Genomic DNA, 20,492 nt, shown 5'->3' on the forward strand with positions numbered 1-20,492 from the left:
ATCGACTCGGTATGGTGATCTGATGACGGGACGAGCAGCGAGTCCCCGACCGGTTACGTGCCGCCACCGGTCATGGCGGTAATTGAGATGAGACCCCAGTGGTACATTATTATGGAGCGGCTTCACCAGTTGTTGGCGCGTTACAACACTCATAAGAGACCGTTAACTGACTTCTACGGTCCCGTTTCGGGGGTTTCGAATTCTTCGCTACTCCTCACGGTTCGCTACGCTCACCGTTCGGTATCCGTGGTTCTCACTCACTACGTTCGTTCCGAACCACGCTCTTCCCAACGGAACCGCCCGTTCCGTTGCACGACCTCGCCGTCGATCTCGAGACGCGAGTCCTCGCTGACGTCGGTGATCAGGTCGACGTGGATCGCGGAGTCGTTGCCCGACTCGCCATCGGGGAGGTTCGCGTCGTAGGCCCGGCCGAGCGCGAGGTGGATCGTGTCCCCCATCTTCTCGTCGAAGAGGATGTTGTCCGTGTAGCGGTCGATACCGCGGTTCATCCCGATGCCGAGTTCGCCGAGTCGGCGCGCACCGTCGTCGGTCTCGAGGATTTCACCGATCACGTCCGCACCCTGCGCGGCGTCGTAGTCGACGACCGCGCCGTCTTCGAACTCGAGGCGGACGTCCCGGACCGACTCGCCGCGCAGCGTCATCGGGACGTCGAAGGTCACCTCGCCCTCGGTCGCGTAGGGCGCGGTGAACACCTCGCCGCTGGGGAGGTTGTGGGAGTCGTATGCGACCGAAGCGGCGCTGTTGACCGCCGTTCGGTCGTCGATTCGCAGAGTGAGATCGGTCCCCTGCGAGACCAGCCGGACCTCGTCGCCCTCGTCGAGCAGGTCCTTCAACTGGGCCATCTCGTCGGCCAGCGACTCCCAGTCCCGGAGGATCGCATCGTAGGCGAACTCCTGGTACTCCTCGTAGGCCATGTTGGCCTGCTGGGCCAGCGAGCGCGTCGGATGCACCGTCGAGACCCAGCGGGTTCCGAGTCGCGTCTCGCGAATCTCGCTTCTGGCGTTGTTGTACGCTCGTCGCCGCTCGCCCGGGACGTCGGCCGTCGCACTGGTGTTCCGGCCGCCACCGAGCGAGAGGTAGACGTCGGCGTTTTCGACGAGCGCGAGTTCGTGGGCGGGGTTCTCGTCGAACTCGCCGTCGTGAGCGCGGAGATACGCACGGGTGATCTCGCCGGAGCTGTAGGTCGCCAGCAGGTTCGCACCCCGTTCCCCCAGTTTCTCGGCGACCGCGACCGCGAGCTCGTGGGCGTCGGGACCGACCGAGAGCACGACGTCGTCGCCGTCCTCGACGCGGGCGCTCCAGTCGACCAGTACGTCGGCGTGTTCGCGTACGCGTTCGTCCATACCGGCCACTCGCGAGCGGCCCACTAAACGTCCTCGCTCGCGGCGGCGACTTACGCGACGGTCGTCTCGTCGGCCGCCTCCTCCTCTCGAGCGCGCACGAACGAGACGACCGCGTAGACGATCGGCGTGTCGAGGACGGCGATGGCGAGTTTCAGCAGGTACTGCCCGACCATCAGTGCGAGCAGCGCCTCGAGCGGGAGGACGACGCCGACGCCGAGCAGGGCGGGAGCGACCGCGAACGCGACGGCGACGAAGATGACAGTGTCGATGGCCTGACTGCTGGCCGTCGAGGCAATGTTTCGCAGCCAGAGCTTCTCTCGGCCGGTGTAGTCGCGGATCCGGTGGAAGACGATCACGTCCCAGTTCTGGCTGACGACGTAGGCGAGTAGGCTCCCGAGGACGATGTTCGTCGAGGCGCCCAGCACGTCCGCGAACGTCCCCGGATCGATGCTCGAGTCGGCCGCGGGCGCCGCGATCGTCGACCAGACGAGCGCGAGGACGACGAAGTTCATCGCGAAGGCGACGTTGACGATCACCTGCGTCGCCCGGCGACCGTACAGTTCCGCGTAACAATCGCTCGCCAGAAACGTCAGCGCGTAGGCCAGCGCCGCACCTGGTAGGGCGAGCTCGGCGCCGGTAATCGGCAGCGACACCGGCAGCGAGAACGCGAGCACCTTCGACGCCGTCAACTGCGCCGTCACCAGGGCCGTCACGAACAGACCGATCAGCGCCACCTGCGCGACCGTCGGCCCCGGCGGCCCCCGTGACTGCGACTGTGAGTGGGACATGCACTGCGCGTACCCAGTGGATCCACCTAAACGATTCGAGACCGCCTCGGAGCGACCGTCGAGACGGCCGGTCGGTGTCGAGACGGTATCGAAGGGCACGACCGAGACGTTCCCATTACGCGAGTGATATCGCGATCTCTCGATAGCGGCCCGGAGACGCATCTCTCGTGGCCATTAACAGATAGTAATCAGAATACGGAGGTATTCCAAACACCGGAATAGTCCGCTGAAATCCGTGTTTTCGGCAGGTTCGATTCGACGATTGTCCCGTTCGCGAGAGGACGAGTATAACACAACCGTTATACGTGTCGCTCTACTCTCTCAGGATGCAATGGCGAAAGGAAACGTTGATTTCTTCAACGACACAGGCGGCTACGGTTTCATCGATACTGAGGACGCGGACGAGGACGTTTTCTTCCACATGGAAGACGTTGGCGGCCCGGACCTCGAGGAAGGCACAGAGATCGAATTCGACATCGAACAGGCCCCCAAGGGCCCCCGCGCCACCAACGTCACCCGCCTGTAACACGGCTTCTTGCGTTCGGTAACGGGTTTCACAGTCGACTACACATTCTTCGGCAGGCTTCGTTCGATAGCGTTGGCCACGGATTCAGCTTCGGCAGACGAGCCGATAGTGTCGATAAAAACCGATGAATGTATTCCGATATTGTCGTTTATCATCGGCATAAAATTCGATAGCGGGCAGTGCTTCGGCCGCGATATCCTGTACTCACCCGTTACCGTCGGTGAACGAAATGATTCGTGTGATTATCTGAGTTAGTCCCTCGAAACGGCCGAGAAACAGTTGATACGAGAACGATAACAAATAGTCGAACAGTTGGTGTATCGGTGTGGTTGCAAAATGGACGATCTGACCGGATTTCAACGCGATCTTCTGTACGTGATCGCCGGGGCCGACCAGCCGTCTGGCCAGGAAGTCAAGGACGAAGTCGAGAAGTATTACAACAGTGAGATCAATCACGGCCGACTGTACCCCAATCTCGACACGCTCGTCAACAAAGAGCTCGTCGAAAAGGGGCAACTCGATCGTCGGACGAACTACTACGACATCAGCGACGAGGGGCAGTCGGCCATCGAACGGCGCCGCGAGTGGGAACGGCAGTACATCGACTGACGTCTCTGCGAGTCCCACTCCCAAACCGCACGTCCGTCAGTGGGGTCCGGCGAGCACCGGGTGTCGGTTCCGCTAGCGCAACGGGCCACGCGGGACGATCGGCGACACTCGAGTCACAGGCCGACCGCTCTCGAACTGAGAGACATCGGTGGCGGAGCGACGATCACACGTCGTCGACCTGAATCTCGATCTCGTCGCCGAGATCGCGCAGTGAGACGTGTGTACCGTCGATCACGAACGAGACCGTCGTTGCCGCGTTCTGATTGAACCGAAACAGTCGCTCGAGGGCATCCGGGTTGATACTCTCGTACAGCGTGAAGTCCGCCTCCACGAGGTCGATGTCTCGATGGGCCTCGATCGCCCCCAGCACGGCCTCGCTCAGGGTCCGATCGTCGTTCGGACTGAACGTCGTGTTGCCACTCCCCTGATACGCTTGATTGTCAGTAGACATATGTGGCATGCCGAGACCGCTGTAGGTAATACCACCCGTAGCACGTGCCAGCCCCGTTGCGATCGGTGATACGGACTGGAAGCAGTGTTTGTGACGGTTGTCGGAGGTGTAACAGTTCCACTCTCGAGTCGCTCTTCCTACTCGTCTCCGCGAACCGTCTGCAGCGATCGTCAACGCTCGAAGAGATGACCCCTGGGGAATCCACGACGGATTCGAACCTCGTCCAGACGTGCTCGTTTCACTGCGCGCGACTGGTCTGGTTCGAATCGTCAGCGATCAACTCCGCGAGCCTCTCGAATTGCTCGGCTCGCTCCATGGGCCCTGACGGATTCGAACCATCGACCACTCGGTTATGAGCCGAGCGCTCTAACCAGACTGAGCTAAGGGCCCCTCTAAACGAGAGAAAACGTGCACGCTAATTAACCCTTGCTGTCCAGTTCGATCGAAAGAAACGGTCTCAGTCTACGCGGTCAGCGCCTCGAGTTCCTCGTCGCTCAGTTCCGCTTCGAGCTCCGCCTCGTCGTGGGACTCGAGGACGTCTTCGCGCTCCTCGGCGTCGAGTTCGGTGACGGATTCGAAGTGGTGGCACATAGCACTCGAGGATACGCGCGTGCCGCCAATAAGCGTTGGTTCAGGCGATCCGACCGGTCGCGTTACTCCCCGTAGTCCGCGAGCGTCTGCTCGTTCGTCTCGGTTCGATGGCGCGTCGCCAGTCCCGCGAGGTGGGGGGCTTCGGGGACGATCAACTCCTCGCAGGCGGTCTCGCAGGCGCTCGTACTCCCGGGGAGACAGAACACCGGCGTGTCGACGGCGATCCCCGCCGTCGCGCGCGAGGCCATCGCACGGGTGCCGACCTCTTCCCAGGAGAGCGAGCGGAAGAGTTCGCCGAACCCGGGCAGTTCGCGTTCGAACAGCGAGGCCGTCGCCTCAGGCGAAACGTCGTCGGCGGTGACGCCCGTCCCGCCGGTCGTGAGCACGACGTCGATGTCCTGTCGGGCGACCAGTCCGCGAACGGCGGTCCGAATCGCGGAGTAGTCGTCCCGGACCAGCAGTCGCTCCCGCACGTCGTGGCCCGCGTCCTCGAAACACGCCTGAATCGTGTCCCCGCCCGGATCGTCGGGGTCCGCCTCGTCGGCCTGCGCGCGCGAACTCGAGACCGTGACGATGCCGACGTAGAGCGGATCGATGACGTCGTGGCCGTGGTCGTCCGTACTCCGACGGTCGTCTCGATCGGTTGGCATACTGGGTACTCGTCGCTCGAGGTCGATAATAGCTCGCCCTCTGTCGGAGACTCGACACGTCCTCGTCTCCGCTCGCGCTACGACGGCGGCCACCGAAGCGCCTCGAGTCGTTCCTCGAGCAGGTACTCCTCGGCCCAGTTGCTCCCGGCGTGCCGGTCGGTTTTCGGCTCTCGGAACCGAATCACCATCTTGCCCTCCGCAGCGTCCGCGACGGGGATCAGATACCGATTATCGTTGACCGGATCGTACACCGCGAAGTACTCCTCCGGACCGTCGTATCTCTCGCGATCGTAGCCGTTGCCGCGCCGCCGCGTGGTGACCGTCTCGAAGGCGACCGTTCCCTCGCTCTTTCGGTAGGCCGTCTCGCACTGAATGCGGTGGAATCGGCCGCCGACCTCGACGACCAGATCGTACGGCTCGTCGTCCGACGTCGGAACGAGCACTGGGATATCGCGCACCGCGAACGCCGCCCGAATGATCGCTTCGGTCGCGTGGCCGCGTTTCTGTGGCTGCTCGAGGTTCTCGTAGCACGTGGTTCGATCGAGCATACCCGGACTGGTCGCTCGATGCGGTATAAATGACAGCACGTCTGAGGACGAGACGGCGATAGTGTACGCTGAGCCACGGTGAGCGAACGATTACTCGAGCAAAACAGAGGTAAAACGCTGTGAAGGCGTGACGCTATCTCTCCTGCTCGAGAAATTGAGATCGCAGGAAGCGCCGAAGCCAGGACTCGAACCTGGGACAACCTCGTTAACAGCGAGGTGCTCTACCATCTGAGCTACTTCGGCTCAACTCATGATAGCCGGGTGTATTTGATAGGGCTTTCGTTTTCGCTTCCGGCGGTTCGACACCCTTTCACGCACCGCTCGAGTAGCCACGCGCGATGAGCGAGGAGGACGCCGAGCGCGACGAGCGAGACCCCAGGGCCCGCGACGAGCACGACTCGAGTACCGACGGCGAGCGCGACGACCTCGAGGCGGTCGTCGCCGCCGTTCGAGAGCGTATCGAACCGGACGCCGACGAACGACACCGACTCCGCGAGGTCGCCGATCGACTCATCGAGCGCGCCGAGGCCGCCGCGACCGAGCGCTGTCCCGGTGCCGACGTGATGCAGGTCGGCTCCACCGCCAGAAACACCTGGATCAGCGGCGATCGGGATATCGACATCTTCGTGCGCTTTCCGCCCGAACTCGACCGCGAGACCTTAGCGGAGTACGGCCTCGAGGTGGGCCACGCGACGCTTCCCGAGGGCCACGAGGAGTACGCCGAACACCCATACGTCAAGGGGACGGTCGAGGGGTTCGACGTCGACGTCGTCCCCTGTTTCCGCCTCGAGTCGGCGACCGAGATCCGCTCGGCCGTCGACCGCACGCCCTTCCACACCAGCTACTTGCAGGAGCGACTCGACGACGACCTCACGGCCGACGTGCGACTCACCAAACAGTTCCTCAAGGGGATCGGCGCCTACGGGAGCGACCTCCGCACGCGGGGCTTCAGCGGCTACCTCACTGAACTGCTCGTCTGCGAGTACGGCGGCTTCCGCGACCTGCTCGAGGCCGCGGCCGACTGGCAGCCGCCGGTCGCGCTCGATCCCGAAGCGCACGGGCGAGAGACGTTTCAGGATCCGCTGGTCGTCATCGACCCCACCGATCCCGAGCGCAACGTCGCCGCCGTCTGTGCCGCCGAGAACGTCGCTCGCCTCCAGCACTACGCCCGCTCGTTCCTGGAGGACCCTCGAACCGAGGTCTTCGAACCCGACGATCCGGACCCCCTCGACGAGAGCGACCTCCGCGCACACCTCGAGCGGCGGGGCACTACGCCGGTCGCGGTCCGGTTCGAGGCGCCCGACCTCGTCGAAGACCAGCTCTACCCCCAGCTCCGAAAGTCGCTCGAGGGGATCACGACCGGCCTCGACGACCGCGGCTTCGACGTCTTCCGGGCGACGACGATCGCCGACGACACCGCGGTGATCCTCGCCGAACTCGCGGTCGCGGAACGACCCGCCGTCGAGCGCCACGACGGGCCGCCGGTCCACGTCCGGAGTCACGCCGAGGGGTTCTACGAGGCCTATGCCGACGATTCCGACGCCTACGGTCCCTTCATCGACGGCGACCGCTACGTCACCGAACGGCCTCGAGAGTTCACCACCGCCCGCGCGTTCCTCGAGAGCGAACGGCTCTTCGACGTCGGCCTCGGTGCGCACATCGAGACGGCACTCGCCGAGGAGTACGAGGTGCTGGTCGGCGACGAGATCGCGGTGCTGTGCGAGGAGTTCGGTCGGGAACTGGCCCGGTACTTCGAGCCGCGACCCTGACTCGGACTCGCGTCACGGTTGCAAAACAGTCGAAGGAGTGCTCGGACTCGAGTCGAGTCGAACCCGCGCTTAGCCGTCGAGGTCCAGATCCAGTCCGTGTTCCGAGATGACCTCCTCGAGGGCGGACTCGGCCTTCTCGCCGCAACTCGAGTCGGGTTCGATCGGCTCGCGGCCGTCGAAGGTCTCGTGGACGATGGCGACGCTGTCCGCGAGGACGTCCAGCCCGTAGCCGCCCTCGAGGACGAAGGCGAAGGCGGCGTCGGTCTCGTCGGCCAGCGTCCGGAATCGGTCGGTCATCAGGGCGTAGGCCTCCGTCGAGAGCCGAATGCGGGAGATCGGATCGTGGCGATGAGCGTCGAATCCGGCGCTGATCAGGAGCAGGTCGGGATCGTAGTCGGTCAGCGCCTGCGTGATCGGCCCTTCGATCGCCGCGAGGTACTCGCGGTCGTCGGTGCCGGCCGGCATCGGGATGTTCATCGTCGTCCCCTCGCCCGCGCCCTCGCCGGTCTCGTCGACGGCGCCGGTTCCCGGATAGAGGCCCTGTTCGTGGATCGAGACGAAGAAGACGTCGTCGCGGTCGTAGAAGATGTCCTGGGTCCCGTTGCCGTGATGGACGTCCCAGTCGACGATCGCGACTCGATCGACGTCGTGCTCCTCGGAATCGAGGGCGTACTGGGCGGCGACCGCGACGTTGTTGACGAAGCAAAACCCCATCGCGTCGTCGTAGACGGCGTGGTGGCCCGGCGGCCGACCGATCGAGAACGGCGTCTCCCGACCGGACGCCCCCTCGAGGGCGGTCTCGGCGGCCCAACACGCGAGGCCGGCGCTCTGGCAGACCGCGTCCCAGGTCTCCTCGACGGCGCTCGTGTCGGGATCCCAGTTGCCGCCGCCGTCGGCACAGAACTCACGGACGGACTCGAGGTAGTCCCGCTCGTGGACGGCCGCCAGCCGGTCGAGATCGCAGGGATCGGCCTCGACGTACTCGACGCCGTGTTTCTTCTTCAGTCGTTCCCGAATCGCGCGAAGCCGGTCCGGCGTCTCCGGATGACGCGAACCGGGATCGTGTGCGAGACAGAGCTCGCTGTAACCAAACTGCATCTCACTCGAACAACGAGAAGTATGTCTCGATGTCGTCGTCGGTGATCGTCCGGCGGTCGGCGTGGTGTGCGAGGGTCGCGGCCGCCCGAGCGACGTTGTCCGCGTAGTCCTCGAGAATGTCGGCCAGCGCCACCCGGGCGTCCATCGAGACGCGATATCGGTCGTCGATTTCGAGTCTGGCGATGCGGTCGACGGGCGCGACCGGGAGCTCGAGGTCGTCCTTGTCGACGACCGTCTCGACGCCGAAGTCCTGAGCCATCAGCGTCTTGCGCCCGTCCCGAGTCGCGTGCTCGGCGGCGTCGATCGCGAGCTCGCTCCCGTGTTCCTGAATCCGCGTTGCGAGTTCCTTCGACGCGTCGGCACTCACCCGAAGATCGCCCGCGTTCCGCCGGATAATCGTGTCCACCGGGGCGAACGGGAGTTCGACGTTCATACCATGCTAGGCGGAGCAAAGTCCCTTAACGCTTTTCCTAGACGGCCGATGAGGTTGCTCGCGCCGTCAGAACACGTCGTTTGCCTCGAGCCGACCGTCGCGGACGATTCCGCGGACGGTCACCTCCTCGCCGAGACCGACGTCGACGTCGGTCGCGACGCTCATCGTCGACTCGCCGTCGTCCAGCACGACCGGATCGCCGGCCTGGACGACGACGCCGGTGAACTCGAGTTCCTCGCCGTCGGTCGGCTCGTCCGTTCCGGCGTCGGCCTCGGTACCGACATCGGTAGCGCTGGCGCCGCCGGCTTCGTCGTTCGAGGCGGAACTCGCTCCGGTTTCGGCCTCGCCTGCCCCGCCGTCGTCGCCGGCGAACGCCGAGAGGCCGGCGTTCTCGTCGCTCGCGCCGCCCGCATCGCTCTCGCCGGCGGAACCGCCAGAGCCGCCGGAGTCGGACTCCAGTACCGTGATCGTCGACTGCCAGCCAGCAGAGGCCTCGAGGTCGTCCTGCCAGCCGTCCTGGATCTCGACGTCGCCCAGCGCGACCTCGTCGCCCGGTCCGACGTCGAGATCGGCCTTCTCCCCCCACATCGCCACCCGGATGTCGCCGGTCGCGTCCTGGACGCGGATGTTCCGGACCTGTCCCTCGGAGCCGTCGTCGCGATCGAAGGTCCGTTTCGGGTCCGCAGAGCGGACGACACCTGCGATGTCGACCGTCTGTCCGATCTCGAGGTCGTCGATGGGCGTGCTCTCGGGGACGTACTCGACGTCCTCGTCGACTTCCTCGACGGCGCCGCGGTTGCCGACGTGGAGCTCGAGGTTGCCGTCGCGTTCCTTCACGTAGCCGTCGATCACCTCGACGGTCTCGCCGGGCTCGAACTCGGTCGCGAGGTCGGCCTGCTCGTCCCACAGCGTCACGCGGATGCGGCCGGTCTCGTCGCCGAGGACGAGGTTCGACACCTTCCCCTCGGAGCCGTCGTCGCGGTCGAACGTCCGGACGCTGTCGGTGTCGAGGACGAGTCCGACGAGGTTGACGTTCGAGAGGCCGAGCGAGAGCGCCTCGACCGTGTGCGTATCGGAGACCTGGACGTCGACCTCCGTGTCCGGATCCGGTTCGACGTCGTCGACGCTGACCTCGACGCCGGAGAAGCCCTCCTTGGGGCGGCCCTTGATTCGCAGTACCTGCCCCTCCTCGAGTTCCTCGGTGGCGGCCTCGGCGTGCTCGTCCCAGAAGGCGGCCCGGACGGAGCCGGTCTCGTCGGCGACCTCGACGTTGACGACGCGGCCGTCCTCGTCCTCGCCGTCGCGTTCGAACGTCCGCACCTCGCCGATCGAGAGCACTTTGGCGACGAACTTCGCCTCCTCCATGCCGGGTTCGATGTCGGCGATACCGCCGACCTCGCTCTCGCCGATCTCGTGAGCGACGAGCATCGCCGCCGTCTCCTCGTCCGCGAGTCCGCCCATCTGCTCGACTTTCGCCTCGACGGCCTCGCGAAACTCCTCGAGAGAAACGTCGGCCTCGAGGTCTTCGTACACGCCCTCGATGTCGCTCATTCTATGTTCGTGCATGGGTAGGCCGCGCATAAGCGTTGTTCATTCGGTGTCCCAGTGCGGACCGCCGGACGACGAGTACGGCGGCGATACCGATCTGATCGGACGATTTCGGTCGGTCCGGAACGGCGCTCACGGACCGCGCGTCGACGGGACTCGAGCGGTGGCTCATGGCTCCCGCTGGGCGCCCGATCGGATATAAACGTCAGCGTGGACGGCGGAGTCTCGACGATCGCTGCACGACCTCGAGAGACAGCCGTTTAAGAGCAGGTCGTGCGTGAAATTGTCGTGCGGGAGCCAGTCGCTTTCGAAAGTGCTTTATTGGTCACCCGGTTACTAAGAGATGAGTCCTGATAGGGTAGTGGACTATCCTCTTGGCTTGCGGAGCCAGGGACCGGAGTTCAAATCTCCGTCAGGACGTTTTTACCGACGCAACGACACCGAGCAGCGCGAGGTGTCCGCGTCGGTGAAAACTCATACGCGGAGATTTGAGCAGGGAAGTCGCAGCGGTCGAACGAAGTGAGGCCGACCGTCTTCCCGTGTTCAAATCTCCGTCAGGACGCATATCCAACCGAATACACTACCTCTGAGCGAGGCGAGTTGCGGTTTCGGATACGACCTCGAGACAATAGCCGGATCAATAGCTGGAACGGCCACTCGAGTCGAACCGACCGTCGGCACTGGAGACTGTTCCGAGAGTCCATGGCATCGACGGTGACGTCACACTGGAATGTGCCTGCACGGCCGGTACGTGGATCCAGTCCCGAGGTGGCGCTACGCTGCGGTCTCTATACCATGGATCGAAATCAGGCGGACGAAATCGACGACGCATCGACGAACGAAACCGAGTCACCGACCGTCAATCGGCGCGCCCTGCTCCGGACGACGGCGGCGACCGCGGTCGGCGGCGCCGGCATCGCCGGCGCAACTGGATCTGCGTCGGCATCGGGCTTTACCGGCTGTGACGACTGGGTCGACGCGCCCGCGGAGTATCCGGAGATCGACCTCACCGACGGGAACCCGACGGCGACGAACGTCGACGACCTCGAGGACGTCGACGAGGTCGTCGTCTTCGTCCACGGCTGGCTGGGTCTCGAGACCAGCACCGATCAGGCTCACACCCTCGAGCGAGCGTTCGACGAGACCGACTACGACGGACGCGTCGTCGCGGCGTCATGGCCCTCGGATACCCTCAACTACTGGCAAGCCGAGGACACGACTGAGACGGCCGGGCAGCGCCTCGCGTCGTGGCTGACGACCGGTCGTATCGACCTCGAGGAGACGACGGTCCGCCTGGTCGGACACTCGCTGGGCGGCCGACTCTGTCTCGAGGCGCTGACGGCACTCGGCGACGACGCGACCGTCGACAGCGTCGCACTGGTCGGGACGGCTGCAGACGACGACTCGGTCTGTACGGACGGCGAATTCGCCTACGGCGTCGAAACCGGCGCCGACGCGGTATTCAACTACCACTCCGAGAACGACGACAGCGTCTGTTACGGCTACGACGTTCAGTCGCTCTCGAGCGGGCTAGGCTGCGGTGGCGCCGACTGCAGCGGCGGCTGGCTCACCGACGACAGCGGGACGACGCCGGATAACTACACCGACGTGGACGTGACCGACGCGGTCGACGATCACTGCGACTACATCGAGCCCGAGGTGGGCTGCGTCCCGCAGATCGTCGACGGTTTCGAGTCGCAGTGAGCCCGAAAGGGTGCCTCTCGCTCGTGACGGGAGACTGGGTAGTACTGCAGTGGTACTTATCGGTTCAGGCAGCGTAGTAGCGCTCGTATGCCAGAAGAAGTGCTGTTCGAGTCGGAGAGCGACCTGACCAGAGCGGAAATCGCGTCGTACCTCCGAACGGTCGCGGACAACCTCGACGGCGGCGACGATATCACCCTGAAAGCGGGCGACGAATCCGTGACTCTCGATCCGCCGACCCGTCCCACCTTCGAGGTGAAGGCCGAACGAGAGGGACCGTCGGACGGACCGGGGGAACTGAGCATCGAGTTCGAACTCGAGTGGGACGAAAACGCCGCCGGCGAGGACGGCAGCGGCGGATCGTTAGAAATCGAGTGAGCCGGACGCAGCGGTAGCGATCGGCGTCGTCACTCGAGGGCGTGAAAACGGGTGAGAGGAGTAAGCCCCCTTCTGTTCGTTCCGGCATTCGGCTGAGCGTCCGCGCCGTCCGCGGCGAATCGCCGCGGGGCGTTCGGGCTACCACGGCACGGACTTGCACCGGTGAGGGTTCGCCGTTCCATCGGTCCTCGACCGTCTCCGTGCGGTCGGTCACGACGGGCGTGACCTGTGGGTTCGAACCACGTGTCTTCAACCGCACATCCTCTGCGGGTCAACTCCCCTTCCTCTCGGTCGGGTTCGCGCGCATCATCGGTCGGGCCGAGACGTGTCGTTTCTGTTCCAGAGCCAGCGGTCTCCCGCTCCGGACTTGCGTCCGGTCACCTGCCCGAACAGGTGGGGGGACTTTCCTCGCGTGCGTGGCGCATCTCGAAGAGATGGGCCACGTTATGAGCGTTGGGCAACCTGGAGGGTTGGCCAACGTTACGTGGCCGCGCCGTCGCCGGCGGGGCCATCGCGGCGGCCGGGCTCTCTCTCCCACTCGAGGTAGGCGCGTGACCCGAATAAGTCCCCCGGTCGACGTACAAAAAGCGCACCGTAACGAATGGAAGCGTTTTAGGACGACTATTCCCATGTTCATCTATATGTCCCAGCGACAGGGCGTCGAACTCTCCTACGAAGACGGTGCACGCGCGGTCGAACTCGCGCGTGAAGCCGTCGAGTCTTTCGTACAACACGGGCAGCGAGAACAACCGGGCAGTATGCGCGAGGCCTTCTACGAGCGAACCGGCGCGTTCGTCCGCCTCGAGTCGACACGCGGCCGGGGGAGCCTGCGTGGCTGCGCCGGTGGCTATCGGTCAGGGGAACAGCTCGGCCACGTGATCGTCGACTCGGCGATCGAGGCCGCCAGCGAGGACTCCTGTGGCTCCGAAGTGACTCCCTCCGAACTGCCGAATCTCACCGTCTCGGTCTGCGCCGTCAAGAACGTCGTCCTGACGGACGATCCCCTGGCGGACCTCGAACTGGGGACCCACGGCATCGCCATCGACGGCGCCGGCGAGGGCGGGTGGCTCTACCCGACGGTTCCGGTCGAGAACAAGTGGAGCGCTCGGGAGTACCTCGATCGAACCTGTCGAAAGGCGGGGCTGCCGCCGACGGCCTGGCAGGACGACGACGTCGTCGTCACGCTGTTCGAAGGGCAGGTCTTCCGCGAGCGCGAGGCCGACGGGAGCATCGAAGAGCTCTAGGCCCGACACAGGGGGAGTCGAACGCGGACAGGGAAAGCGATACGCTCGCGATTAGCACGCGATTTTCGAGCGATCCGTTCTCGAGTGGCGACTCCGCCGACCGGACGTTCGTCCCGCTCGGAACACTTCCTTCCGGTGACATTATGTGCGAGGCGTGGTTATTTCGAGAGACGAAACAGTGAGCGAAGGAACTCCCAGGTTGTCGCTCGGTCTGCGAATGATCGCGACGACGCTCGTCCTCGCAGCGCTGACGGTCGCCTTTCTCGGCGCTATCTGGCGAATCGTCTCCGCCATCGCGGCGATCTTCGCGCTCCCGTCGATCGTTGCGGGAGCGATCGCCCTCGGACTGCTCGCGATCTTCGTCGCCACCCGGCTCTCCCAGGTCAGTACCGTCGCGGCCCACGCCGACGCGAGACCGGTCTCGTCGGACGCGTATCCGGCGCTGGACGCGGCCGTGACCAGAGCCGCGGCGCAACTCGACGTTCCGGCCCCGACGATCGCCGTCTCCGATCGGTCGGCGCCCGAGGCGCTCGTCGTCGGCTTCCGCCCCGAAAGCGTTCACCTCGTCCTCTCGCGGGGGACCATCGACGCGCTCGAGGACGCGGAACTCGAGGCGGTCGTCGCCCACGAACTGGCCCACGTCGCGAACCGCGACGCGATGGTGATGACCGCCGCCTCGACGCCGGTCGTCCTCGCGTCGGCGCTCAGATCGAAGGCGGCCCGACTGGCCTTCGCCCGTCCCGACGAGACCGAGTCGCCGGCCGCGTTCCTGCGGCGATCGCCGGGGAAGTTCGTCGGCTACACGCTCATGGGGATCGCGGCAGCGCCGCAGCGGATTCTCTGGCTCCTGTTCGGCGGGCTGTCGCTCGTCACGCTCGCGCTCGCGAAACCCGCCGTCGCCGTCCTCTCGCGGGGCCGAGAGCTGGCCGCGGATCGCACCGCCGCGGCGGCGACCGGCTCGCCGGCGGCGCTGGCCAGCGCGTTACGCACTCTCGAGGACGGAATCGCCGAGACGCCCGCCGAGGACCTCCGGGCGGCCTCGAGCGTCTCGTCGCTGTCGATCCTGCCGCTGGACCGTCCGGGAGATGACGCGACGGCAGCGGAAACCGCCGGATCCGCGTCGAGCGGCGGCCTGATCCGTGGCGGCCGACTCGAGCGGTGGCTCTTCGCGACGCATCCGTCGACCGAGCGCCGCCTCGAGATCCTCGCCGACCTCGAGGCGACGGAGGCGGCGGCCTGACCGTCGGCGGCTACTCGCTCGAGGCGAAACCGACCGCGTCGGCGTCGGCCAGACAGCGTTCGCTGGCCGCCTCGAGGTCGAACTCCCGGACGATCTCGCCGTCCCGGACCAGCGGCTCGAGCAGCGCCTCGCCGTCGTCCGGCCCCTCGCGGTCGGCCAGCGCGACGTGGTGGCCGCCGTCGGGCGTTCGGTACACCTCCTTCACGCCGGAGAGCTTGCCCCGTTTGGAGATCGGCTCGCCCGCTATTTCGACGATATCGAGGCTGAAGTCGACCGAGTCGGCGCCGGTGATGTGGCTGCCGACGCCGAAGCCGTCGGCGACGTCGCGGAGAGGGCGGATGCTCTCGGGGGTGAGCCCGCCGCTACAGAAGATGTCGACGTCCTCGCGGCTCCGCGCGTCGAGTTCCCAGCGGACCTCGCGGATGATGTGTCGGAAGTCGCCGCGTCGGGAGCTCGTCGTGTCGATGCGGACGCCGTCTAAGTCCTCGCCCAGCGTCTCGGCGGCCAGCAGGCTCTCGCTCTTCTCGTCCCAGAAGGTGTCGACCAGCGCGATCCGGGGGACGTCCTCGCCGACGGCCTCGTCGAAGGCCGTCCAGGCCTCGTCCTGGTTGCCCTCGCCGAAGCAGAACATCAGCGCGTGGGGCATCGTCCCGCCCGGTTCGCGATCGAGGATCTCCCCCGCGGCGACGTGGGAGAAGCCGTCCAGTCCCGCGAGCAGGGCGGCGCGTTCGACCGTCGCCGTGATCGACGGGTGGACGTGGCGGGCGCCGAATGAGAGCACCAGCGAGTCCGGCGCCGCCAGCCGCGCCTCGAGGGCGGCCGTCGCGAAGCCGCTCGGCTGCGAGAGGAATCCCAGGAGAGAGGTCTCGAGTTCGGCGAACTCGAGGTAGGGGCCTTCGATGCGCAGGACGGGCCCGCCGTCGAACAGCTGGCCGTCTGGCAGGGCGTCGACGTCGACGTTCCGGCCCTCGAACAGCGTGGCGACGTCTGCCACACCGGTGAAGACGTCGAAGGAGCCGGTGGGGAACTGGTCGGCGGTCACCTCGGCCACGACGTGGGGATTCTTCCCCGCGTGCTCGAGCGTGGCGCGGGTGCGCTCGAAGTAGGCGTCGGTCGCGCGCCCCTCGAGAACGGCCTCAGCTGGGACGGTACCGAACGGATTTGACATATCGGTGGGTTCCCCGGGGAAGTAAAAAAGCTACTCGTCTGCGGACGCCGTCGCCGCCGGTGCTGGTGCCGCCGTGGTTCCCGCGGAGAACGGGACGGTCGGCGCGGCCGTCGCGGTCGATTCGCTCGACGCGGCTGGGACAGTCGCCGCGGTCGGGACGTCCGACGGGTTCGACGCGGCCGCCGCGTCCGCTCTCGGCGCGCGGACGCCCTCGAGGTCGTCGACCGTCGGCGCGCCGACGACGGTGACGGTATCGCCGGTGACAGTCACGCGGTAGGCGCCCTCGAAGGAATCGCCGTCGGGAATCCGGTACGTATCTGTCCCGGTGTCGGCCGACTCCGCGCCGCGGGTCTCGAGGAGGGTTCGGTACGCGGTGGCGAACTCCCGGGCGTCGGCCTCGCTCTCCCAGGCGAGCCGCCAGACGTGGCCGGTCCGCTCACCGTCGTCGGCGTCGCGGTACGCCGTGAACGCGTCGCCGTCCCAGCCGTCGGTCGCGGGATGGGAGTAGTTGTACGGCGAGAGCTCGGTCGCTCCCGCAGTGATCGGGCGCTCGATAACATCGTTGGCCCACAGCGCGCCGAAGATAGTCGCCTCGCCGACCGTCTCGGTTCGAATCTCGCCACCGGCGGTGATCGGCTCCCAGTCGTCGCTCGAGCGGTCCGGGACGTCGACGTCGACCGGTCGATCGTCGGGATAGCGGTCGGGGTGGATCACTTGGCTGGTACTGACGGGATAGTCGTCGTGGGCCTCGTCGACCGCGGCCCAGTCGCCGCGTTCGCGGAGGGCCTCGACGAACGACGGCCCCTCGGCGTACGGCGCGTAGATCGAGAGGAAGAGCCCGACGTTGAACGGCCGATCGGCGGTTCCGACCTCGGCCGGCGCCGGCGTCTCGAGCAGACACTGCCACTCGTCGCCACAGCGCTCGTCGTAGCGGTGGGGCACGTAGTCGGCCTCCCCCTCGATCAGGCCGAGTTCGGCTCGCCGCTCGTCGATCGTCGCCCCCGTCCGCTCGAGACCGAACCGCTGGTCTTGCAGCGCGTGGACCAGTTCGTGGACCAGCGTCTCGCGATCGATGCGGATCTCGTCGGCGTCGTCGGCGACGATGACGATCCGATCGTTCACGTAGTAGCCCTTGACGCTGGTGCCGTAGAGATCGTCCATCGCCGCGCCGACGTCCGTCTCGCCGTCGACGACGAACGCCCCGCGCCACAGTTCGTTCGTGAACGCCGACGCCGAGCCCGGACCGCCCCGCTGGCTCCGGTACTCGGATCGCGTGATCACCTCGAGGTCGACGTCGCGTTCGAACTTCAGCCCGCGGACGACCTCGATTCGGGCCATCGATCGGTACTTGACGGCCTCGAGCTGCGATTCGATGAGCCGCTCCTCGCCGTCGAACGCGAACGCGTCGTCGTGGGCGTAGTCGCCGACGTAGCCGAGGTCCCGACTCGTATCGAATCGGTCGGGCGAACCGGGCATCGCACACCCGGAGAGGAAACAGAGGGTGACGAGCGCGATCACCGCGAGACGACGCCGTTGCATCGAGGGTCGGTTTCGAGGGCAGGGACAAAGAATCGTCGTTCAGAGACGTCCGCGGTCGGACCGGCCGCCGTCGCTCCCTTCGAGTCCGGCGTCGGGACCGGACGGAGCCGACCGCGGGGAGTCGGCGGTGACCGGCCCCGTCCCTGCCGACGAATCAGAGCCGTCACCGCGTCCGGCTCCGATCCGCCGAGCGCGCGCTCGCGCCGCCAGCAGTGCGATCGCGACGGCGGCGCCCGTTCCGGGGACGGCGAAGCCGGGGAGCGAATCGTCCTCGTCCCCGTCTCCGTTCGCTTCTCCGTCTCCGTCCGCACCCTCGTCTTCCCCCTCGGCGGAGTCGCCGACGGCGACCGGCTCGACCGTATCTCCGCCCTCCGGCGCGGCGGTCGCCGAGATTCCCTCGAGTCCGTCGACCGACGGCGCGTGGACGATCCGCACCGTCTCGCCGTCGCGCTCGAGGGAGTACGCGCCGGGGTAGTCCTCGTCGTCGATCGCGTAGGTGTCCCGCCGGTCCTCGACGGGATCGGCGCCGTGGATCTCGAGGAGTTCGAGGTAGGCGCCGGCGAACTCCCGGGCGTCGTCGGCCGATCGCCACTCGGTCTCCCAGACGTAGCCGGTTTCGGCGGCCGTCGCGTTTCCGTCGGCGCTCGAACCGGTGTAGGCGACCAGTTCGTCGCCGACCCAGCCGGCCGTGGACGGCTGATCGTAGTCGAAGGTCGTCGGGTCGTCGCCGATGACGTCCCCCCGCTCGAGCACCGACGATCGAGTCGACTCGAAGGCGCCGTCGGCGAACATCGCGACCATCGCCGCCTCGCCGACAGTCTCCGTCGCGACTCGGTCACCGACCTCGAGGGGCCGCCACGACGCGTTCGATCGGTCCTCGACCGTGACGTCGACCGGATCGCGGTCCTCGCGGTGGATCACCGTCGACGAACTCGCCGGCGGATCGTCGTAGCGCTCGTTGACGGCCGCCCAGCCGTCGCCGGACTCGCGCAGGTGGTCGACGTACGCCGGCCCGTCGTCGTAGGGCTGGTACAGCGTCAGGTAGATCCCCCAGTTGCTCGGGGTCGCGCCGGCGGACTCGTCGTCGGGGAGACACGACCAGTCGTCCCCGCAGCGCCGTTCGTACTCGGTCTCGACGCTGACCGCGTCGCCCTCGATGAGACCGTTCTCCGCCGCCTCCTGATCGATCGTCGCGCGATCGTAGTTCGACAGGTTGAACTGCTGGTCCTGGAGGGCGTGGGTCAGTTCGTGGCCGAGCACGATCTCGTTCAGTTCGGGCCGCTCGGGCGTATCAGAGACGATGACGATCCGGCCGGTCGACGGCTCGTAGTAGCCCTCGACGCTCCCGCCGTACATCGACTCGAGTTCGGCCGTCGCGTTGCTCTCGGTGTCGACCATGAACAGCGCCTCGTAGGTGACGTTCTGGACGCGCTCCTGGCTCTCGTTGACGTCGACGAACGCGCCGTCGCTGGACTGGAACTCCTCGCGGGAGATCACGTCGACCGGCACGTCGTCCTCGAAGGTCAGGCCGCGGATCTTCTCGACGCGGGCCATCGATCGGTAGACGACCGCCCGGAGGTCGTCGTCCTCGACGACGGCGTCGTCCCGATCGTCCACGGGGAGGTCGTCGTCGTACCAGTAGCCCTCGACGTAGCCGACGGTCCCCTCGGTGGTCGGATCGTCGGGTCGGTCGGAGCGGTCGGGCGAATCGTCCGCGGGCAACAGCGGAACGGCGACACCGGACGCGACTGCGATCAGTGCGACCGTCGCGAGCACGGCGAGTGCGGCGGCGACTCGCGTCGAGGAGGGCCTCATTGAGAGCGGATAGCGATTCGTACGGCGGCGAGCGCAAAAAGCCCGCTGATCCGACCGGTTCGGGCCCGCTCGGACGTTCCCGACGTCGCGAACGTTTTTAGGAAGCCGTCCGTAGAGTTACATATGAACCTCGAGCCAGACAGCACGGCGGTCGTGGTCGTCGACATGCAAAACGGCTTCTGCCACCCCGACGGCTCGCTGTACGCGCCCGGCAGCGAGACGGTGATCGAACCGATCGCCGACCTCGTCGAGCGGGCCCGCGAGGCCGGGGCGCGGGTGATCTACACCCGGGACGTCCACCCGCCCGAGCAGTTCGAGGACGCCCACTACTACGACGAGTTCGAGCGGTGGGGCGAGCACGTCCTCGAGGGCTCCTGGGAGGCCGAGATCGTCGACGAACTTCCCGTCGAGGCCGCCGACAACGTCGTCGAGAAACACACCTACGACGCCTTCTACAACACCGAACTCGAGGGGTGGCTGAACGCCCGCGGGATCGACGACCTCGTGATCTGTGGCACGCTCGCGAACGTCTGCGTGCTCCACACCGGCGGCAGCGCCGGCCTGCGGGACTTCCGCCCGGTCATGGTCGAGGACTGCATCGGCGCCATCGAGGACGAGCACAAGGAGTACGCCATCGACCACGCCGGCTGGCTGTTCGGCGAGGTCCGCGAGATGGACGACCTCGAGTTCGCGAGCACCTGAGTCGACTTCACGAGGAGCCCTCGCCGACTCGAGGCGGGGACTCGAAGGAGAGCGTTTTCAACGTCCCGTTCCAACGACACGGTATGAGAGACGTTCGACTCGCTCGGGCCAACCGACTCGAGCGACTGATCGCGACGCGAGCGGGTGAGGGCGTATGAACGCCCGCCGGCTCCGGTCGATGTACGTATTCGGGATCCTGCTGAACGCGGTCGCGCTGGTCTACGCGGCCGTAGACGGCGCGATACTGTTCGCGGTGACGTTCGGGATCGTCATGCTCTATCTCGGCGTCCGGTACTGGATGGTCTCGACCGCTTGAGACCCTCGTCTCGA

Annotated in this window: 21 protein-coding genes, 3 tRNA genes and 1 other RNA gene; 10 read left to right on the forward strand and 15 right to left on the reverse strand. The window is 66.3% G+C overall.

The genetic code is table 11. From position 1 onward, the window contains the following. Positions 1 to 260 precede the first annotated feature (260 nt). Together WD430_RS05440 and WD430_RS05445 are read right to left on the reverse strand one after the other, a co-directional pair. On the reverse strand, positions 261 to 1,364 hold the full coding sequence (locus WD430_RS05440) for an aminopeptidase (RefSeq protein ID WP_339105009.1): 1,104 nt from the start codon (positions 1,362 to 1,364) through the stop codon (positions 261 to 263). Between the two features lie 50 nt (positions 1,365 to 1,414). Continuing rightward, a complete protein-coding gene (locus tag WD430_RS05445) occupies positions 1,415 to 2,152 on the reverse strand; it encodes a queuosine precursor transporter (protein ID WP_339105010.1) in 738 nt (245 codons plus the stop codon). A gap of 331 nt (positions 2,153 to 2,483) precedes the next feature. Between WD430_RS05445 and WD430_RS05450 the strand changes: the two genes are divergently transcribed. Both WD430_RS05450 and WD430_RS05455 read left to right on the forward strand, forming a co-directional pair. Next, on the forward strand, positions 2,484 to 2,678 hold the full coding sequence (locus tag WD430_RS05450; protein WP_008892789.1) for a cold-shock protein: 195 nt from the start codon (positions 2,484 to 2,486) through the stop codon (positions 2,676 to 2,678). Between the two features lie 336 nt (positions 2,679 to 3,014). Further along, complete coding sequence (locus WD430_RS05455) at positions 3,015 to 3,287, forward strand: PadR family transcriptional regulator (RefSeq protein ID WP_339105011.1); 273 nt, start codon at positions 3,015 to 3,017, stop codon at positions 3,285 to 3,287. A 163-nt stretch (positions 3,288 to 3,450) separates the two neighbouring features. Here WD430_RS05455 and WD430_RS05460 read toward each other — a convergent pair whose 3' ends face one another. The 6 genes from WD430_RS05460 to WD430_RS05485 form a co-directional block, all read right to left on the reverse strand. Next, positions 3,451 to 3,738, reverse strand: coding sequence for a HalOD1 output domain-containing protein (locus WD430_RS05460; RefSeq protein ID WP_339105012.1), 288 nt, complete (start codon positions 3,736 to 3,738; stop codon positions 3,451 to 3,453). A 315-nt stretch (positions 3,739 to 4,053) separates the two neighbouring features. Continuing rightward, positions 4,054 to 4,128: transfer RNA gene (locus WD430_RS05465), tRNA-Ile, on the reverse strand. 72 nt (positions 4,129 to 4,200) lie between these two features. Then, on the reverse strand, positions 4,201 to 4,329 hold the full coding sequence (locus WD430_RS05470; RefSeq protein WP_339105013.1) for a hypothetical protein: 129 nt from the start codon (positions 4,327 to 4,329) through the stop codon (positions 4,201 to 4,203). Positions 4,330 to 4,391: 62 nt separating this feature from the next. Next, entirely contained in the window at positions 4,392 to 4,979 is a 588-nt protein-coding gene (locus tag WD430_RS05475; RefSeq protein ID WP_339105014.1) for a MogA/MoaB family molybdenum cofactor biosynthesis protein, read from the reverse strand. 77 nt (positions 4,980 to 5,056) lie between these two features. After that, on the reverse strand, positions 5,057 to 5,527 hold the full coding sequence (locus tag WD430_RS05480) for a group I intron-associated PD-(D/E)XK endonuclease (protein ID WP_339105015.1): 471 nt from the start codon (positions 5,525 to 5,527) through the stop codon (positions 5,057 to 5,059). Between the two features lie 170 nt (positions 5,528 to 5,697). Then, a tRNA-Asn gene (locus WD430_RS05485) sits at positions 5,698 to 5,770 on the reverse strand. A gap of 95 nt (positions 5,771 to 5,865) precedes the next feature. Here WD430_RS05485 and cca point away from each other — a divergent pair. Continuing rightward, on the forward strand, positions 5,866 to 7,296 hold the full coding sequence (cca, locus tag WD430_RS05490) for a CCA tRNA nucleotidyltransferase (protein WP_339105016.1): 1,431 nt from the start codon (positions 5,866 to 5,868) through the stop codon (positions 7,294 to 7,296). A gap of 69 nt (positions 7,297 to 7,365) precedes the next feature. On the opposite strand, the gene WD430_RS05495 is transcribed toward cca, so the two are convergent. From WD430_RS05495 to WD430_RS05505, 3 genes are all read right to left on the reverse strand, one after another. Continuing rightward, a complete protein-coding gene (locus WD430_RS05495) occupies positions 7,366 to 8,394 on the reverse strand; it encodes a histone deacetylase (RefSeq protein WP_339105017.1) in 1,029 nt (342 codons plus the stop codon). Position 8,395: 1 nt separating this feature from the next. Continuing rightward, on the reverse strand, positions 8,396 to 8,827 hold the full coding sequence (locus tag WD430_RS05500) for a histone (RefSeq protein ID WP_339105018.1): 432 nt from the start codon (positions 8,825 to 8,827) through the stop codon (positions 8,396 to 8,398). 66 nt (positions 8,828 to 8,893) lie between these two features. Continuing rightward, complete coding sequence (locus WD430_RS05505; RefSeq protein WP_339105019.1) at positions 8,894 to 10,378, reverse strand: single-stranded DNA binding protein; 1,485 nt, start codon at positions 10,376 to 10,378, stop codon at positions 8,894 to 8,896. A 344-nt stretch (positions 10,379 to 10,722) separates the two neighbouring features. On the opposite strand from WD430_RS05505, the gene WD430_RS05510 reads away from it, so the two are divergent. The 3 genes from WD430_RS05510 (at position 10,723) to WD430_RS05520 (ending at position 12,454) form a co-directional block, all read left to right on the forward strand. Then, positions 10,723 to 10,795: transfer RNA gene (locus WD430_RS05510), tRNA-Arg, on the forward strand. Between the two features lie 375 nt (positions 10,796 to 11,170). Continuing rightward, positions 11,171 to 12,079 (forward strand): alpha/beta hydrolase, encoded by a 909-nt coding sequence (locus WD430_RS05515; protein ID WP_339105020.1) that lies wholly within the window; start codon positions 11,171 to 11,173, stop codon positions 12,077 to 12,079. Positions 12,080 to 12,166: 87 nt separating this feature from the next. Continuing rightward, a complete protein-coding gene (locus WD430_RS05520) occupies positions 12,167 to 12,454 on the forward strand; it encodes an amphi-Trp domain-containing protein (RefSeq protein ID WP_339105021.1) in 288 nt (95 codons plus the stop codon). 49 nt (positions 12,455 to 12,503) lie between these two features. On the opposite strand, the gene rnpB is transcribed toward WD430_RS05520, so the two are convergent. Then, positions 12,504 to 12,990, reverse strand: an RNA gene (gene rnpB, locus WD430_RS05525) — RNase P RNA component. A gap of 105 nt (positions 12,991 to 13,095) precedes the next feature. Here rnpB and WD430_RS05530 point away from each other — a divergent pair. Together WD430_RS05530 and WD430_RS05535 are read left to right on the forward strand one after the other, a co-directional pair. Beyond that, positions 13,096 to 13,698 carry a TIGR00296 family protein gene (locus WD430_RS05530; RefSeq protein ID WP_339105022.1) on the forward strand — a complete coding sequence of 201 codons (603 nt, stop codon included), beginning with the start codon at positions 13,096 to 13,098 and terminating at the stop codon, positions 13,696 to 13,698. Positions 13,699 to 13,876: 178 nt separating this feature from the next. After that, positions 13,877 to 14,938 carry a M48 family metalloprotease gene (locus WD430_RS05535; protein WP_407067137.1) on the forward strand — a complete coding sequence of 354 codons (1,062 nt, stop codon included), beginning with the start codon at positions 13,877 to 13,879 and terminating at the stop codon, positions 14,936 to 14,938. Positions 14,939 to 14,948: 10 nt separating this feature from the next. Here WD430_RS05535 and WD430_RS05540 read toward each other — a convergent pair whose 3' ends face one another. From WD430_RS05540 to WD430_RS05550, 3 genes are read right to left on the reverse strand one after another with little or no spacing between them, the layout of a single operon-like run. After that, positions 14,949 to 16,106, reverse strand: a complete 1,158-nt coding sequence (locus tag WD430_RS05540; protein ID WP_339105023.1) for a nicotinate phosphoribosyltransferase — start codon at positions 16,104 to 16,106, stop codon at positions 14,949 to 14,951. A gap of 30 nt (positions 16,107 to 16,136) precedes the next feature. Next, positions 16,137 to 17,645, reverse strand: coding sequence for an Hvo_1808 family surface protein (locus WD430_RS05545; protein WP_339105024.1), 1,509 nt, complete (start codon positions 17,643 to 17,645; stop codon positions 16,137 to 16,139). Positions 17,646 to 17,684: 39 nt separating this feature from the next. Next, entirely contained in the window at positions 17,685 to 19,460 is a 1,776-nt protein-coding gene (locus WD430_RS05550) for an Hvo_1808 family surface protein (RefSeq protein ID WP_339105025.1), read from the reverse strand. Positions 19,461 to 19,583: 123 nt separating this feature from the next. Between WD430_RS05550 and WD430_RS05555 the strand changes: the two genes are divergently transcribed. Both WD430_RS05555 and WD430_RS05560 read left to right on the forward strand, forming a co-directional pair. After that, positions 19,584 to 20,162, forward strand: a complete 579-nt coding sequence (locus WD430_RS05555; protein ID WP_339105026.1) for an isochorismatase family cysteine hydrolase — start codon at positions 19,584 to 19,586, stop codon at positions 20,160 to 20,162. A gap of 154 nt (positions 20,163 to 20,316) precedes the next feature. After that, positions 20,317 to 20,478 carry a hypothetical protein gene (locus WD430_RS05560; protein WP_339105027.1) on the forward strand — a complete coding sequence of 54 codons (162 nt, stop codon included), beginning with the start codon at positions 20,317 to 20,319 and terminating at the stop codon, positions 20,476 to 20,478. The last annotated feature ends 14 nt before the right edge of the window (positions 20,479 to 20,492 follow it).

It is taken from the genome of Haloterrigena sp. KLK7 (assembly GCF_037914945.1).
Classification (GTDB): domain Archaea; phylum Halobacteriota; class Halobacteria; order Halobacteriales; family Natrialbaceae; genus Haloterrigena; species Haloterrigena salinisoli.

Bases quoted from the DNA above. Each gene is read 5' to 3' on its own strand.
- WD430_RS05440 (WP_339105009.1), bottom strand. From the start codon at position 1,364: ATGGACGAACGCGTACGCGAACACGCCGACGTACTGGTCGACTGGAGC.
- WD430_RS05520 (WP_339105021.1), top strand. From the start codon at position 12,167: ATGCCAGAAGAAGTGCTGTTCGAGTCGGAGAGCGACCTGACCAGAGCG.
- WD430_RS05500 (WP_339105018.1), bottom strand. From the start codon at position 8,827: ATGAACGTCGAACTCCCGTTCGCCCCGGTGGACACGATTATCCGGCGG.
- WD430_RS05475 (WP_339105014.1), bottom strand. From the start codon at position 4,979: ATGCCAACCGATCGAGACGACCGTCGGAGTACGGACGACCACGGCCAC.
- WD430_RS05545 (WP_339105024.1), bottom strand. From the start codon at position 17,645: ATGCAACGGCGTCGTCTCGCGGTGATCGCGCTCGTCACCCTCTGTTTC.
- WD430_RS05495 (WP_339105017.1), bottom strand. From the start codon at position 8,394: ATGCAGTTTGGTTACAGCGAGCTCTGTCTCGCACACGATCCCGGTTCG.
- WD430_RS05515 (WP_339105020.1), top strand. From the start codon at position 11,171: ATGGATCGAAATCAGGCGGACGAAATCGACGACGCATCGACGAACGAA.
- WD430_RS05450 (WP_008892789.1), top strand. From the start codon at position 2,484: ATGGCGAAAGGAAACGTTGATTTCTTCAACGACACAGGCGGCTACGGT.
- WD430_RS05560 (WP_339105027.1), top strand. From the start codon at position 20,317: ATGAACGCCCGCCGGCTCCGGTCGATGTACGTATTCGGGATCCTGCTG.
- WD430_RS05470 (WP_339105013.1), bottom strand. From the start codon at position 4,329: ATGTGCCACCACTTCGAATCCGTCACCGAACTCGACGCCGAGGAGCGC.
- WD430_RS05555 (WP_339105026.1), top strand. From the start codon at position 19,584: ATGAACCTCGAGCCAGACAGCACGGCGGTCGTGGTCGTCGACATGCAA.
- WD430_RS05550 (WP_339105025.1), bottom strand. From the start codon at position 19,460: ATGAGGCCCTCCTCGACGCGAGTCGCCGCCGCACTCGCCGTGCTCGCG.
- WD430_RS05460 (WP_339105012.1), bottom strand. From the start codon at position 3,738: ATGTCTACTGACAATCAAGCGTATCAGGGGAGTGGCAACACGACGTTC.
- WD430_RS05540 (WP_339105023.1), bottom strand. From the start codon at position 16,106: ATGTCAAATCCGTTCGGTACCGTCCCAGCTGAGGCCGTTCTCGAGGGG.
- WD430_RS05505 (WP_339105019.1), bottom strand. From the start codon at position 10,378: ATGAGCGACATCGAGGGCGTGTACGAAGACCTCGAGGCCGACGTTTCT.
- cca (WP_339105016.1), top strand. From the start codon at position 5,866: ATGAGCGAGGAGGACGCCGAGCGCGACGAGCGAGACCCCAGGGCCCGC.
- WD430_RS05455 (WP_339105011.1), top strand. From the start codon at position 3,015: ATGGACGATCTGACCGGATTTCAACGCGATCTTCTGTACGTGATCGCC.
- WD430_RS05445 (WP_339105010.1), bottom strand. From the start codon at position 2,152: ATGTCCCACTCACAGTCGCAGTCACGGGGGCCGCCGGGGCCGACGGTC.
- WD430_RS05530 (WP_339105022.1), top strand. From the start codon at position 13,096: ATGTCCCAGCGACAGGGCGTCGAACTCTCCTACGAAGACGGTGCACGC.
- WD430_RS05480 (WP_339105015.1), bottom strand. From the start codon at position 5,527: ATGCTCGATCGAACCACGTGCTACGAGAACCTCGAGCAGCCACAGAAA.